Here is a 14,885-nt window from a genome sequence, read left to right as displayed (position 1 = left end):
GGTGCCCGGTGACCCGTGTCGTCGTACCGCATAGGCTGTCGGCACCGCGATCCATGCGGTTGACGCGTGGAGAGAAGTCGATACGGGGCGTAATGGCCGAGGAGGGTCATCGCGTGCCGTACCAGAACGCCGCAGGGGGCAACCGCCATGACGACAGGTCGGCTCGGGCAGCGAGCCGTGCCGCCGAACGCGGCCTACGCCGGGCAGGTCGTGCATTTCCCGGACCCGGTCAGAGCCACCCGTCACCCGAGAGGGGTACGGATGGACGAGCACGGCTATCCCGACTTCTCGGCGTACGCGCGGGCGGCCGCGGAGATCGCGGAGCCGCCGGAGGGTTTCGGCGTCGACGAACTGCGGCTGACGGACTACGTGTCGGCGAACGCGGCCCTCGCGGCCACCGGGCACGAGCTGTGGGACACCATCCCGCCGGTGGCGACACCGCACGGCTGGACCTGGCACCACGTGGCGGGCACCCGGCGGCTGGAACTGGTCCCGGTCGAGGTCAAGGCGCTGCTGCGGCATCACGGCGGGATCGCCACGGCGGCCGTGGACCAGAACAAGCGGGGCACGCGGCCGCTCCAGGAGACGCGACCCGCGCACGTCGGACTGCCCAAGTCCGGGGTGGCGGTGAGCGAGTCGCAGGTGCTGGGCGTCGAGGAGGAACTCGGGTACCGGCTGCCGGGCGCCTACCGCTCCTTCCTGAAGGCCGCGGGCGGCTGCGCGCCGGTGGGCACCGCGCTCGACGCGGAGCTGGGGCTCCTGATCGACCAGCCGTTCTTCACGGTGCGGGACGAGGCGGCGGTCAATGACCTGGTCTACGTCAACAAGTGCCTGCGGGACCATCTGACCAAGGACTACCTGGGCGTCGGCTTCGTCCAGGGCGGCCTGCTGGCCGTGAAGGTGAAGGGCGAGCGGATCGGATCGGTCTGGTTCTGCGCGTACGACGACGCGCGGGACGTCGATCCGTCCTGGGCGCCGGCGGACCGCGTGGAGCGGCTGCTGCTGCCCTGCGGTGACGACTTCGACGTCTTCCTCTCCCGTCTGGCGGGTTCGCCGCCGGAGTTGGAGACGGTGGCGAATCTGATGGTCGACGGTGGTTTCGCCCGTTCCGTGCCCGTGGCCGGTGCGGTGTCCGATTCCGTGTCCGATTCCGTGTCCGACTACGTGTCGGGGGAGTGATTTTCGCGATGGTGACGTTCGCTCAGGCGCAGGAGCGCGCGGAGGAGTGGGTCAACGGCGAGGTGCCGTCGTACCAGCACCGCGAGGTGCGAGTACGGGAGTTCGAGCTCGGCTTCGTGGTCTGGGCCGAGGACCGCTCGGACGGTCCGCGCTCGGACGGCGGCGCACAGCGGCTGGTCATCGCCCGGGACAGCGGCGAGGCCACGCTCTGGCCCGCCCTTCCGGTCGGCGAGGTGATCCGCCGGTACGAGGAGGAGTACGGCCGTCCCGACGCGGAGCAGGAGCCCGCGCCGGCGGCTCCCGCGCGCGTGGATCTGAACCAGACATCGTTCCTGCTGACTCCGCCGGAGTGGTTGCAGGAGGCGGCGGACCAGATGGGGATTCCGGGACGCCGGGGTGGGGACACCTCGGGGGGTGCCGCGGGTGCCGGTGCCGGAGTGGGTGCCGGGTCCGGGTCCGGGTCGCTTCCGGAGACGCAGGCCGGGGTGCCGGGGGCTGGTTTCGGTGCGGGTGGTGCGGCTGCCGCTGGTGCGCCTACGCCCGCGCCGGGGGCGCATTTCGCGTCCGGGGGGAGTGCGGCTTGGCCGGACGCCGGGGCGAGTGACAGTGGCGGGGGCGCGGGCGCGCCCGCGAGGGCGCCTGGTGGCGCGAGTGCGCCGGGAGTGCCCGCTGGGGCTCCGGCCGGGGCGACTCCCTGGGCCGGTACGGACACCAACGCGGACGCCGGCGAGGACCGCTCCGTCCCGCTGCCCGCGACCGTGTTCGCGCCGCCGCTGAGCGAGATCGACGACAACACCCCACCGCCTGCCGCGCCGGACGCGAAGACGGCGCTGATCTCTGGCGGCAGCCAGCTGCCGCGGACGGCGGTCGCACCGGCGCTCGACAACTCGAACGCGCCGGGCGTGCTGGGCGGTACGCCCGCGCCCGGAGTTCCGGGTGCGCCGTCGTACGGATATCCGCAGGGGCCGGGTGGTGCGGGCGGGCCGGGTACGCCCCCTCCGGGCGCCCCCGCGCCGGGTGCCACGCCTCCGCCTCACGCGGGCGCGCCCTCCGGTTACCCGCAGGCCGGCCCCGAAGGTACGCCGGGCCGGCCCCTCGCGGCGAATGCCGGGGACATCGCCGATGCCGCGACGAGCAAGGCGGCGCCTCCGCCGAACCGCGCGCGAGGCGGCGTGAATCCTCCGCCTCCGCCGAGTGCCCCGGGCGCGCCGGGTGCGCGTCCGGGCGCCACACCGCCGCCCGCGCCGTCGGGTCCCGGTGCGCCGGGTACACCGGCGGGCGGCTACGTGCCCACGCAACTCATCTCCGCGCTCGGCCCCGAGGGGCCCGACGGCCCCGCCGGTCCGGGCGCACCGCAGCCCCCCGGCGCACCGACTCCGCCGGGCGCCCCCAAGCCGCCCGGTGCGCCGGGCGCGCCTGGCGGCACGCCTCCGGGTGGTGTGCACCACGCGGCCACGATGCTGGCGGACCCGAGCCAGTTGGGCGGGGGAGGGGGCGTGCCCCAGCCTCCGGGCGCCCCTGGCGTACCGGGCGCTCCCGGCGTGCAGGGTGCGCCGAGCGCCCCGGGCATGCCGAACCCGCCGGGCGCGCCCGGGATCCCGGGCGCCCCTGGTGCACCTGGCGCCCCCGGCGCACCGCAGCCTCCGGGCGCCCCCGGCATGCCCGGTGCCCCCGGCGCCGGTGGGCCCGCCAGTAGTGGGCGCGGTGCCGTGCACCACGCCGAGACCGTGTTGTCGGCGCCCCCGGTGGGCGGCCCCGGCGCGCCCCCACCGCCGCACGCCCCCGGCGTACCCGGTGCTCCGGGCGCCCCTCAGGCGCCGATGCCCCCCGGTGCGATGCCGCCGCCCGGTCAGCCCATGCCCGGTCAGCAGCCTCCGGCGTACGGCTATCCGCAGCAGCCCACCGGTCAGCCGACCGTGGGCCCGGGCTACCAGGCCGTGCTGCGGTACCGCGCGCAGGACGGCTCCGAGCAGCAGCTGATCCGGCGTTCGGCGCCGGGTACGCCGCACCCGGAGTGGCAGATCTTCCACGAGCTGCGCGCCATGAACGTGCCGCCGGACCAGGTGCTGGAGCTGCACACCGAGTTGGAGTCGTGCGAGCTGCCGGGCGCCTACTGCGCGCGGATGATCCGGGAGCAGTGGCCGCAGGCGCGGATCACGAGCATCGCGCCGTACGGCACGGACCACGCGAGCCGGCAGCAGGGCATGCAGCAATTGCTGGCGCACCAGGGTGAACTGCACCAGGTGGCGGACGGTCCCGCGCGGCTCGCGCCGGTGCGGGCGCCGTTCCAGCAGGTGCAGCCCACTCCGCCGGTCCCCCCGGAGGGGATCGCGCAGGAGATGGCGGGCGCGTTCGGGCCGGGGGTCTTCCGGTTCGAGCAGGCCGCCGTGTCCCGGCAGGGTGTGCCGCCGATCGTGGCGCACACCCTGGTCGCCGCGGGCCTGCCGATGGACATGGGCCCCTTCTTCTGGGCGCAGGCCCAGCCGGGGCGGCCGGTGCCGACGCTGGCGGAGCTGGCGGCCGAGCGCGGGGTGCAGCCGGCCGCGGACGCGGGCTCCTACCTCGTGATGGGCAGCGACTTCGGCCGGGCGATCTGTGTGCAGTACGGGACGGCCAACATCGTCGCCGTGCCGGTGGAGGCGGGTCCGGGCGGTGCCCCGGTGCCGCCGCAGTTCGTGAACACCGGACTGCCCGAGTTCCAGCGCTGCCTGGCGCTGCTCGGCCGGATGTGGCGGCTGAGGTTCGGGCTGAACCAGGAGCAGGCAGGCCGCTGGACCGTCGACTTCCAGGCCCAGCTCGCCTCCCTCGACCCGGCGGCGCTCGGCTCGCCGGAGAGCTGGTGGTCGGTGCTGCTGGAGCAGATGTGGGACGGCCTGTTGTGACGCACCGCCGCTGAGCGGCACGCACGCGTGGAAGCCGGGTTCGGTCGCGAAGACCGGGCCCGGCTTTCGCGTGCCTGGAGCTTCCGAGGCCCCTGGCGCTCGGTACCGCCGAAGGGGGTCGACCGTGACCTGCACCCGGAGTGTCGCGTTATGCACCTCTCTTTCCGATACATCAAGATGGCCGCGAAATCATGACTTTGCGTCCGTCCGATGGAGAGGGGTTCCCGCATGAGCGGCACACCGGTCCGGCCTCGCGGCTTCCTGGCCGTACGGGGGCGTGGCTACCGTCCCGAGCAGGTCGACGCCTACGCTGCCGCGCTCTCCCAGGACCGGGACGCCGCCTGGGAACGCGCCGCCCGGCTGACCGTGCTCGCCAGGGAGATGGAGGCCGAGGCGGTACGGCTGCGCGAGACCGTGGCGCGGCTCGCGCCGCAGACGTACGACTCGCTCGGGGAGCGCGCGCGGCTCGTCTTCCAGCTCGGTCTTGAAGAGGCCGCCGCCGTGCGCGAGGGCGCCCACCAGGAGGCGCAGCGCCTTGAGGAGGCGGCGCAGGCGCACTCGGACGGCGTGCACGGCGCGGCTCAGGCGCACGCCGACACCGTACGAGCCGAGGCGGAGGAGCGCGCCGGGCAGCGCCTGCTCACCGCGCGCGCCGAGGCGGACGAGACCCGGGTCGCGGCCCGGCGTGCGGTCAAGGAGTGCCGCGGCGAAGCGCTCACGGCCCTGCGTGAGATGCGCCAGCGCACCTCCGGCATGCTCGCCGAGCAGGCCAAGGAACACGCCGAACGCTGGGCCGAACTCGAGCGCCGGACCGAGGCGCGCGTGACCGCGGCCGAGGCCCGGCACGCCGAGCAGGTCGCCCGCGCGGAGGCCGCGCTGTCCGACGCCGAGCAGGCGCTCGCCGACGCCGAGGCGGCGGGGCGACGGCGCCAGGAGGAGGCCCGCGCGCGGGCGGCGGAGTTGCTCGCGGCGGCGCATGCGCGCGAGGAGCGCATCGCGCGCGAGACCGAGCGCGTGCTGCGCGAGCACGGGGAGCGCTGGGACGACGTGAGCGCCCACATGGATCACGTACGCAACAGCCTCATCACTCTCACCGGGCGGGCCGCGGCGGAGTAATGAGGGGGCGCCCGGGCCCCGTGCCCCGGGCGCCCCCCGCTCAGCTCACTGGTACGTGATGTCCGAGGCGCTGTAGCGGCAGTACGTGCCGTCCGCGCCCTCGCCCAGTGAGGTCGGCTCGGCGCCGGAGCTGTTGCCCTTGAACCGCTCGCAGATGGTGAGGTCCTGGTCCCCCACGACGGTCACGCCGGAGAGGGTGGCCGTGTCGCCGTAGTTGGAGTTGATGCCCACCAGGACCTTGCCGGGGGCGGTCGCCTTCACCTTGCTGATGACGATGTGCCGCTGGTACTGCGTGGAGCAGTTGCCGCACGAGCGGACCAGCTTGCCGAAGTCCTCGACCTGGAAGTTCCGGATGGTGAGGGTGCCGGCGCCGTTGAACTGGAGGACCTTGTCGTCGGCCTTGCGGGCGCCGCCGCCGTCCACGAGGTACTTCGCCGACGTCGACTTGCCCTTGAAGGAGGCGGCGTCCTCGCCGACGTCCTCCCACCAGACGTTCTGGAGTGTGCAGCTGCCGAGGCAGTGGACGCCGTCGGCGGCCGGGGAGCCGAGGACGACGTTCTTCAGGACGGCGCCGTCGGCGAGTTCGAACAGCGGGCCCTGGCTCTCCGACTGACCGTCGCTGCCGAGGTCGCCGGAGCCGTAGAAGCGCTTGAGGGCGCCGTCGTAGGTGCCGGACACCTCGATCGTGGAGCTCACCGCCTGCTCCGCGGTGGGCGTCGGCCAGGCACCGAGAGCGGTACCGCTGGACGCGGACGCGGAAGGCGCCGTAGAAGCGGAGGGAGAAGGGGAAGTCGTAGTCGATGCGGACGCCGATGCCGACGGCACCGTCTCCTCCTCCGTGACCAGCGTCCAGCTTTTGCTGCTCGCCTTGTCGCAGGAGTTCTGCTGCACCAGCGCCGACTTGACGTTCAGGCACTTCGCGCTGTTCGCGTTGACCAGGTGAAAGGCGTCTCCGACCACGCTGAGCTGCCACACCTGCGCCGCGCCGCCGTCGCAGGTCTGCTGCTGGACCGCCTTGCCGGCCGACTTCGACGCGCCCTTCACCGTGGCGCACAGCCCACCGCTCGCGGCCTTGACGGTGAAACCGCCGTCCGCGTCCGCCAGGTGCCAGACCTGCGCGCCCGCGCCGTCGTCGCACGCGGCCGTGGCCAGCTGGCTGCCGGACGCCGGGACGGTCAGGCAGGTGCTGTCGGCGGCGTTGACCAGCCGGTAGGTGCCCGCGCCGGGCCCGGAGGCGGAGGCTGTCATCAGCCTGCCGCCGGTGACGGCGCCCGCGCCCAGGGCGGTGACGAGACCGCCGATCAGTACCACCCTGCGGCGGTTCGCCTTCCTGCGCCGCGGCCGGTGCCTGCGGGCAACTGCTCTCTCGCTCACGTCGTCGCTCTCGTTCGGAGGTTCGGGGGAGACGGAAGATCAAGTGCGTTTCCGTCCCCCTGTCGCCACCGAGCGCGCAAAGGGTTGCCGGGGACATCGGCCCCCTCCGGGACCTCACCCCCGTCGCCGCGCCGCCCCCGCCAGGATCCACCCCTCCACCGCTTCGTACTGCCGCCGCTGTTCCTCGGCCTTCGGGCCCTCGGAGACCACGGTCCCCAGCCAGCCGAACAGGAACCCGGCGGGAATGGAGAGGAGGCCCGTCGTCGTGAACGGGAACCAGTTGAAGTCGGACTCGGGGAACGCCGAGAAGGGCGACCCGGAGACGAGATTCGTGAACGGCATCACCAGCAGGACCACCAGCGATCCGCCGATCAGCGTGCTGAGCAGGCCGGTTCGGGTGTAGCGGCGCCAGAAGAGGCTGTAGACGAGGGCGGGCGCGATGGCCGAGGCACCGAGACAGAACGCCAGCGTGATCAGCGGCTGGAGACTGCGGTGCTGCACCATCGTGGCCAGCAGGATCGCCGGTGCCCCGACGGCCAGCGCGGACAGCCGCGCGACCATCATCTCGCGCGGAGCGGACAACTCCCGTACCTGTGTGGCGAACACGTCGTGGGCGAGGGAGTTGGCGCAGGACAGGATCATCCCGGCGACCGAGGCGAGCAGGGTGAGGAAGATGGCGGTGGTGACCGTGGTGAAGAGCAAGGTCTCCGCCGTGGACACCTCGGTGCCGAACGCGGCCTGCGAGCCGAGCAGATAGGCGGTGTTGCCCTGCGGGTCGGCCCCGGCGATCACCGAGCGTCCGATCAGCGCGGTCGCGCCGAATCCGACGACCGTGATGACCAGCACGAACAGCACCACCGCGGAGACCGCCCAGGACATCGAGCGGCGTACCTGGCGGGCGCTGGAGGCGGTGTACATGCGCATGGTGACGTGCGGCAGACAGGCGCCGCCGAGGACGACGGCGAGCTGCGAGCTGACCATGTCCAGGCCCGGCGCGGGCCCGCCGGAGAACTGGAGCCCGGAGTTGAGGAAGGCGGGGCCCACCCCGCTCCCCTTGGCGGCCGCGTCGAACAGGGCTGCCGGGTTCCAGTCGAACCTGCTCAGCATCAGTACGGCGACGATCGCGCCGGAGCCGAGCAGCATCACCATCTTCAGGATCTGGATGAGGGCGGTGCCCTTCATGCCGCCGATCGCCGCGTAGCTGATCATCAGCGCGCCCAGCCCGATGATGCAGCCCGTCTTCAGGGAGCTGCTGGAGAAGCCGAGGAGGAAGGCCATGAGCTGGCCGGTGCCCGCGAGCTGGACGACCATCAGCGGCAGCAGGGCGGCGATGGTCACCGCGCACGCCGCGATCCGTACGCCGCGTCCGGGCATCCGGCGGGTCAGCGCGTCGCCCATGGTGAACCGGCCCGCGTTGCGCAGGGGTTCGGCCAGCAGGAACATCAGCAGCATCAGCGACAGCGCGGTGCTGAGGGCGAGGACGATGCCGTCGTAGCCGTACAGCGCGATGACGCCGGTGGTGCCGAGCACGGTCGCGGCGGATATGTAGTCGCCGCCTATGGCCAGGCCGTTGCGCATGGGGGACAAAGACCCATAGCCGGTGTAGAACTCGTCCAGGTCGTCCCGGTCGGGGCCGGTCATCACGCACAGCAGCAGGGTGATCGTGACGACGGCGGAGAAGGCGACCAGGGACATCGTCTGGGTGTCGCCGCTGAACTGGGAGGTCATCGGACCGCCTCCCCGCGCCGGGCGTCCACCTCGGCCTGCTTGCGGATGCGGTCCGCGAGCGGGTCGACGTAACGGCGTGCGGTGTGCTCGTAGACGCCGATGGCCAGCACGGTGACGGGGAGCTGGAGCAGGGCGAGGAGCAGTCCGGTGGGCAGGCCGTCGGTGACGGTGCTCGTCATGAAGGACGGCGCGGACGCCGACAGGACGAGGAACAGCACGAAGTAGCCGAGCGCGGTGAGCGTGGCGGTGCGCCGCTGCCAGCGGTAGGCGCCGCGCAGGATCCGCAGATCGCTGTGGTGTCCGAGCGGGGCCTGGCGTGGGGGGTGGTACTGCGGGTGCTCGGCGGGGGCGGGCGGCTGCCAGGGGTAGGTGGCGTACGGCTGCTGCGGCTGGTGGGGGTACGGCGGATACGGGTCGGAGGACATCCCGTGCTCCTTGCGTGCGGGCTCGGGTCCGTGGCGGACCGCAGGGAGGTGGGGGGCGGGTCGAGCGGTGACGCACGTTACTCGTTGGTAGCTCCAAGTGCGAGGGTTTCCGCAAACTGGTTGGTCGGTATGCGCTTACTTTCGCTTAGACCGGTCTGACCAGGGGTGTTACCCCCGTTAACTCAGACTTTTCGCGAGTCGGACGGGAAGCTTTCCGGGGGCCGCTTTGCTCCAGGGCCGCGCTACAGCGCGCGGCGATAGGCGATTCCCGGCCGGCCGTCGACCGTGAGTTCACCCGCGGGCGTGAAGGCGTTGCGCTCCAGCACGGTTCGCGAGGCGAGGTTGTCCAGCGTGGTGATCGCGGTGAGCGCGCTGAGCCCGTACGCGCGCGCCGCCAGCCCGCACATCGCGCCGACCGCGGCCGTCGCCACGCCCTGGCCCGCCGCGCTCTCCCCTATGCGGTAGCCGAGTTCGGCGCTGCCGTCCTCGACGTCCATCAGGTTGACCCGGCCGACCAGCCGGTCCTCGTCGTCGAAGAGCACATGGAAATGGCAGACGCCGAGGCCCTGTTCGGTCAGCAGGGACCGAAGGCGGGCAGCGAACCCGGCAGGTGTGAAAAACGTGTCGCCGCGATCGGGGACCGTACGGGCGAAATACGCCCGGTTCTCCCGCTCGAAGGCCAGTAGCGCGTCCGCGTGATCCGGCCGCAGCCGCTCCAACCTCACCATGGGGCCCAGGATACGGACGGGTCAGTCGACGATCACTGGAAAACGGCGCGGAGCCAGCGTGAGCAGTACGAAAAACGCCAGCGCGGCAGCGCAGGCCGCCCCGAAGTACACCGCGTGCACGGCGTGCGCGATGGCGTGCCGGGTCGCCTCGTGCGCCGTACCGGCGTCCAGCGCGCGGGTCACCGAGTCCAGGTCGCTCGCCCCGCCGAGGCGCGTGGCGAGGACGCCGTTGGCGACCGCGCCGAACATCGCCGCGCCCAGCGTCTGCCCGGTCTGCCGGCAGAACAGCACGGACGCCGTGGTGGTGCCCCGCTCCGACCAGCCCACGGTCGACTGCACGCCCACGATCAGCGGCAGCTGGAACAGCCCGAGCGCGCCGCCGAGCAGCAGCATCAGCAGCGTCGGCTGCCAGGCCTGGCCGGGATACGGCAGGAACGGGAAGGCGAAGAGGATCAGCGCCGAGGCCCCCATGCCGAGCAGCGCGGTGTCCCGGAAGCCGATCCTGCGGTACACGTGCTGGCTGAACGCGGCCGACACCGGCCAGCTCAACGTCCACACCGACAGCACGAATCCGGCGGCCACCGGGCCGAGGCCCAGCACCGACTGGGCGTAGGTGGGCAGGAACACGGTCGGCGCGACCATCAGCAGGCCCAGCGCGCCGAGCGCCAGGTTCACCGCGGCGATCGTACGGCGGCGCCACACCCAGCCCGGGATGATCGGCTCCGCCGCCCGGCGCTCCACCAGCACCACGACCCCCACGAGCCCGAGCCCCGCGGCCAGCAGGGCGATCGAGGGCGCCGACAGCCAGGGCCAGGCCACCCCGCCCTGCACCAGCGCCGTCAACAGCACGCCACCGCAGGCGAACACCGCGAGCGCGCCCGCCCAGTCGACCCGCGCGCGTGCGGGCGTCTTCCGCTCCGGCTCGTGCAGATGACGCACGATCAGCCACAGCGCCACCGCCCCGATGGGCAGGTTGACCAGGAAGATCCACCGCCAGTCCGCGTACGCGGCCAGCAGTCCGCCGATGCCGGGGCCGGCGACCGCGGACACCGCCCACACCGTCGACAGCTTGGACTGGATCCTGGGGCGCTCCTTGAGCGGGTACAGATCGGCGGCGAGCGTCTGCACCGTGCCCTGGAGGGCGCCGCCGCCGAGGCCCTGCACGATCCGGAAGGCGATCAGCGCCGCCATGCTCCAGGCGACGGCGCACAGCAGCGAGCCGAGCAGGAACACGGCCGCCCCCGCCACCAGCACCGGCTTGCGGCCGAAGGTGTCGGAGAGCTTGCCGTAGACGGGGAGCGAGACCGTCACGGCCAGCAGATAGCCGGAGAAGAGCCAGGAGAAGTAGGAGAAGCCGCCGAGGTCGCCGACGATCTGCGGGACGGCGGTGGAGACGATGGTGGCGTCGAGGGCCGCGAGTGCCATCGCCAGCATCAGGGCCGCCACCACGGCGCCGCGGCGCTCGGTCCCGGTGTGCTGCGCGGAGTCGCGTATCGCAGGTCTCGTATCGCCGCCCACCGGATTCCTTCCCCCTGCACCTATCTGCCGTCGACCAGCTTCCCACTTGACCCTTACGTCGCGGGAGGTATGAGGCTTGCCGAGACCGAAGGAGGAGGCGACCCCGAGAAGAGGTCCACCGAAGGGTGGACTGCCCCTAGGGGTACCTCCGTACCAGGGCTCGGGGAGGGTTCGTACCGGCGGAGGACGAGACCGGCCCCTGGTCGTCCTTAACCTGGCTTTACGCCGCTCGGGGGCGGCTGACCGGCCTGGCGGGGGTGGGGTTTTCCCCCGCAAAAGACTGCGCTGGGCACCAGCGCGCCGAAGCCCCTTCCGACACCAGACTTCTCGACGTACCGCTTCGCACGACCCATCTGCTGACCGACATAGGAGACTTGCCATGACATCGGCCGTAACCATTCCCAGGCACGGGGGCGCTGGAGGACGTACGGCCGCTGCCGCCCGCGCGCGGCAGGTCGTGAAGGCGTACGGGTCGGGGGAGACCCGGGTCGTCGCGCTGGACCATGTCGATGTGGACATCGAGCGGGGTCAGTTCACCGCGATCATGGGTCCCTCGGGCTCCGGCAAGTCCACCCTCATGCACTGCCTCGCCGGTCTCGACACCGTCACCGGCGGGCAGATCTTCCTGGACGAGACCGAGATCACCGGTCTGAAGGACAAGAAGCTCACGCGGCTGCGCCGGGACCGGATCGGCTTCATCTTCCAGGCGTTCAACCTGCTCCCGACGCTGAACGCGATCGAGAACATCACCCTGCCCATGGACATCGCGGGCCGGAAGCCGGACCAGGAGTGGCTGACGCGCGTCGTCGAGACGGTTGGACTTTCCGACCGACTCAAGCACCGGCCCACCCAGCTCTCCGGCGGCCAGCAGCAGCGTGTCGCCGTGGCGCGGGCGCTGGCGGCCCGGCCGGAGATCATCTTCGGTGACGAGCCGACCGGAAACCTCGACTCCCGCGCGGGGGCGGAGGTTCTGGGATTCCTGCGCCGTTCGGTCGACGAGCTCGGCCAGACCATCGTGATGGTCACCCACGACCCGGTCGCCGCCTCCTACGCGGACCGTGTGCTGTACCTCGCCGACGGCCGCATCGTCGATGAGATGTACAAGCCGACCGCCGAGGCCGTCCTGGACCGCATGAAGGACTTCGACGCCCGGGGGCGTACGTCATGACCGTCATGAAGACCTCGATGCGCAACTTCTTCGCGCACAAGGGACGCATGGCCCTGTCGGCCGTCGCCGTGCTGCTGTCGGTCGCGTTCGTGTGCGGAACCCTGGTGTTCACCGACACCATGAACACCACCTTCGACAAGCTCTTCGCCGCCACCTCCTCCGATGTGACGGTGAGTTCGAAGGACGCCTCGGACACCGGCGAGACCACCAACGACACCGGGAAGCCGCCGGTCATGCCGGCCTCCGTGGTGGAGAAGGTGCGCGGCGCGCAGGGCGTGAAGTCCGCGGAGGGCACCGTCTTCTCCACCTCCGTCACCGTCGTCGACGCCGAGAAGGACAGCCTCTCGCCGACCAGCGGTGCCCCGACCATCGTCGGCAGCTGGAACGCCAACGAGGCCCGCACCATGAAGATCACCTCCGGTACGGCGCCCAAGGGCCCCGACCAGGTGATGGTCGACGCGGACACCGTCGACAAGCACGACCTGAAGCTCGGCGACGAGATCGGCGTGATCACCGCCGTCGGCACGCACACCGCGCGGATCTCCGCCATAGCCGACTTCCAGGTCACCAACCCCGGCGCGGCCATCTTCTACCTGGACACCAGGACCGCCCAGGAGACGCTGGTCGGCGAGCCGGACGTCTACACCAACGTCAACGTCACCGCGGCGGCCGGTGTCAGCGACGCGCAGCTGAAGAAGAACGTGCTCGCCGCGACCGATGGCGCCTACAAGGTGCAGACGGCCAAGGAGACCGCCGACGCCAACCAGAAGGACGTCGCGGGCTTCATGAACGTCATGAAGTACGCGATGCTCGGCTTCGCCGGGATCGCCTTCCTCGTCGGCATCTTCCTGATCATCAACACCTTCTCCATGCTGGTCGCCCAGCGCACCCGGGAGATCGGCCTGATGCGGGCCATCGGCTCCAGCCGCAAGCAGGTCAACCGGTCGGTGCTGGTGGAGGCGCTGCTGCTGGGCGTCTTCGGCTCGGTCCTCGGTGTCGGCGCGGGCGTCGGACTCGCCATCGGCCTGATGAAGCTGATGGGCTCCATGGGCATGGAGCTGTCCACCTCCGACCTCACCATCGCCTGGACGACTCCGGTGGTCGGCCTGGTCCTCGGCGTGGTCGTCACCGTCCTCGCTGCCTATCTGCCGGCCCGCCGCGCGGGCAAGGTCTCCCCGATGGCAGCCCTGCGCGACGCGGGCGCACCGGCGGACGCCAAGGCGGGCGTCGTGCGCGCCGTGCTCGGCACGCTCCTCACCGCGGGCGGCGGCTACGCCCTCTACCTCGCCGCGTCGGCCGACAAGGCCAAGGAGGGCTCGCTCTGGCTCGGCCTCGGTGTGGTCCTGTCCCTGATCGGCTTCGTCGTCATCGGCCCGCTCCTCGCGGGCGGTGTGGTGCGGGTGCTGGGCGCCCTGATCCTGCGGGTCTTCGGCCCCGTGGGCCGCATGGCCGAGCGCAACGCGCTGCGCAACCCGCGCCGTACGGGAGCCACGGGCGCCGCCCTGATGATCGGGCTCGCGCTGGTCGCCTGTCTGTCGGTGGTCGGCTCCTCGATGGTCGCCTCGGCCACGGACCAGCTCGACAAGACCGTCGGCACGGACTTCATCATCCAGTCCGACAGCGGTCAGCTGGTCACCCCGCAGGCCGTGCAGGCGGTCAAGTCGACGCCGGGCCTCGACCACGTCACCCAGTACAAGATCGCCGAGGCGGACTACACCACGCCCGACGGCAAGACGCTCAAGGACACCGACATCACGGCGGCGGACGCGTCCTACGCGCGGGACCTGCGCACCAAGACGGTCGCGGGCAACCTCGCCGACGCCTACAAGCCGGACTCGATGTCCGTCCACGAGAAGTTCGCCAAGGACCACGGCATTCGCCTCGGCTCGAAGATCGAGGTCGCCTTCAAGGGCGGCGAGACGGCCGAGCTGACGGTCCGCGCGATCACCAGCAGTGACGTCGTCATCGACGCCGGCTCCAAGTACACCTCCATCGCCACCCTCGCCAAGTACCTGCCGGCCGACAAGATGCCGCTCGACCAGCTGGTCTTCGCCTCGGCGAAGGACGGGCAGCAGGACGCCGCGTACAAGTCCCTGAAGTCGGCGCTGCACGACTACCCGCAGTACACCGTGCGCGACCAGACCGACTACAAGGAAGCGCTGAAGGACCAGATCGGCCAGCTCCTGAACATGATCTACGGCCTGCTCGCCCTCGCGATCATCGTGGCGATCCTGGGTGTCGTGAACACCCTCGCCCTGTCGGTGGTGGAGCGGACCCGGGAGATCGGCCTGATGCGCGCCATCGGCCTCTCGCGCCGCCAGCTGCGCCGCATGATCCGCATGGAGTCCGTGGTCATCGCCCTCTTCGGCGCCCTGCTGGGCCTCGGCCTGGGCATGGGCTGGGGCGCCACCGCCCAGCAGCTGCTCGCCCTGGAGGGCCTGAAGGTGCTGGAGATCCCCTGGGTCACCATCGGCGGCGTCTTCATCGGCTCGGCCTTCGTGGGCCTGTTCGCCGCCCTGATCCCGGCCTTCCGGGCAGGCCGGATGAACGTCCTGAACGCGATCGCCACGGACTGAATCCGGCCGAACAGCCACCGCACACGGGGGTTGCGGGGGAACCGGCGCCGGGAAGCCTTGGGGGGCTTCCCGGCGCCGGGCTTTTCCATGCCTGCCCGGCGTTGTCCACAGGCCCCGGCGCCCGGCACCGCCCCGTCGTACGCTGGAGACCCCCGGCCCGTTCGACGAGTCGGGTCCTTCGCGTTGCCCAC

Annotated in this window: 10 protein-coding genes and 1 pseudogene; 5 read left to right on the top strand and 6 right to left on the bottom strand. The window is 71.8% G+C overall.

Annotated features, from left to right (window positions below; genetic code table 11):
• Positions 1 to 147: 147 nt before the first annotated feature.
• The 3 genes from STRCI_RS17410 to STRCI_RS17400 all read left to right on the top strand — a co-directional run bounded on the left by STRCI_RS17410 (position 148) and on the right by STRCI_RS17400 (position 5,177).
• Positions 148 to 1,179: an SMI1/KNR4 family protein gene (locus tag STRCI_RS17410; RefSeq protein WP_269659869.1), complete on the top strand. Its 1,032-nt coding sequence runs from the start codon at positions 148 to 150 to the stop codon at positions 1,177 to 1,179.
• An 8-nt stretch (positions 1,180 to 1,187) separates the two neighbouring features.
• Positions 1,188 to 4,061: an SUKH-4 family immunity protein gene (locus STRCI_RS17405; RefSeq protein ID WP_269659868.1), complete on the top strand. Its 2,874-nt coding sequence runs from the start codon at positions 1,188 to 1,190 to the stop codon at positions 4,059 to 4,061.
• A gap of 228 nt (positions 4,062 to 4,289) precedes the next feature.
• Complete coding sequence (locus STRCI_RS17400) at positions 4,290 to 5,177, top strand: cellulose-binding protein (protein ID WP_269659867.1); 888 nt, start codon at positions 4,290 to 4,292, stop codon at positions 5,175 to 5,177.
• 45 nt (positions 5,178 to 5,222) lie between these two features.
• Here the strand turns inward: STRCI_RS17400 and STRCI_RS17395 are convergent, their stop codons facing one another.
• The 6 genes and pseudogenes from STRCI_RS17395 to STRCI_RS17370 form a co-directional block, all read right to left on the bottom strand.
• Positions 5,223 to 6,002 carry a pectate lyase gene (locus STRCI_RS17395; protein WP_418953465.1) on the bottom strand — a complete coding sequence of 260 codons (780 nt, stop codon included), beginning with the start codon at positions 6,000 to 6,002 and terminating at the stop codon, positions 5,223 to 5,225.
• 45 nt (positions 6,003 to 6,047) lie between these two features.
• Positions 6,048 to 6,425, bottom strand: a pseudogene (locus STRCI_RS17390) (RICIN domain-containing protein); the annotation flags it as partial.
• Between the two features lie 240 nt (positions 6,426 to 6,665).
• Positions 6,666 to 8,279 (bottom strand): sodium/solute symporter, encoded by a 1,614-nt coding sequence (locus STRCI_RS17385; RefSeq protein ID WP_269659866.1) that lies wholly within the window; start codon positions 8,277 to 8,279, stop codon positions 6,666 to 6,668.
• Complete coding sequence (locus STRCI_RS17380) at positions 8,276 to 8,704, bottom strand: DUF485 domain-containing protein (RefSeq protein ID WP_269659865.1); 429 nt, start codon at positions 8,702 to 8,704, stop codon at positions 8,276 to 8,278. The genes STRCI_RS17385 and STRCI_RS17380 overlap by 4 nt, the downstream gene beginning before the upstream one ends.
• A 242-nt stretch (positions 8,705 to 8,946) precedes the next feature.
• On the bottom strand, positions 8,947 to 9,432 hold the full coding sequence (locus STRCI_RS17375) for a GNAT family N-acetyltransferase (RefSeq protein ID WP_269659864.1): 486 nt from the start codon (positions 9,430 to 9,432) through the stop codon (positions 8,947 to 8,949).
• Positions 9,433 to 9,453: 21 nt separating this feature from the next.
• Positions 9,454 to 10,950, bottom strand: a complete 1,497-nt coding sequence (locus STRCI_RS17370; protein ID WP_269659863.1) for an MFS transporter — start codon at positions 10,948 to 10,950, stop codon at positions 9,454 to 9,456.
• Positions 10,951 to 11,329: 379 nt separating this feature from the next.
• Between STRCI_RS17370 and STRCI_RS17365 the strand changes: the two genes are divergently transcribed.
• Both STRCI_RS17365 and STRCI_RS17360 read left to right on the top strand, forming a co-directional pair.
• Positions 11,330 to 12,118 (top strand): ABC transporter ATP-binding protein, encoded by a 789-nt coding sequence (locus STRCI_RS17365; RefSeq protein ID WP_269659862.1) that lies wholly within the window; start codon positions 11,330 to 11,332, stop codon positions 12,116 to 12,118.
• Complete coding sequence (locus tag STRCI_RS17360) at positions 12,115 to 14,694, top strand: ABC transporter permease (RefSeq protein WP_269659861.1); 2,580 nt, start codon at positions 12,115 to 12,117, stop codon at positions 14,692 to 14,694. Before STRCI_RS17365 ends, STRCI_RS17360 begins: the two co-directional genes overlap by 4 nt.
• Positions 14,695 to 14,885 lie beyond the last annotated feature (191 nt).

The sequence above is a fragment of the Streptomyces cinnabarinus genome, assembly GCF_027270315.1.
GTDB lineage: Bacteria > Actinomycetota > Actinomycetes > Streptomycetales > Streptomycetaceae > Streptomyces > Streptomyces cinnabarinus.
The sequence above is the reverse complement of the archived record's forward strand: the minus strand, read 5'-3'. Positions and strand labels throughout refer to the sequence as shown.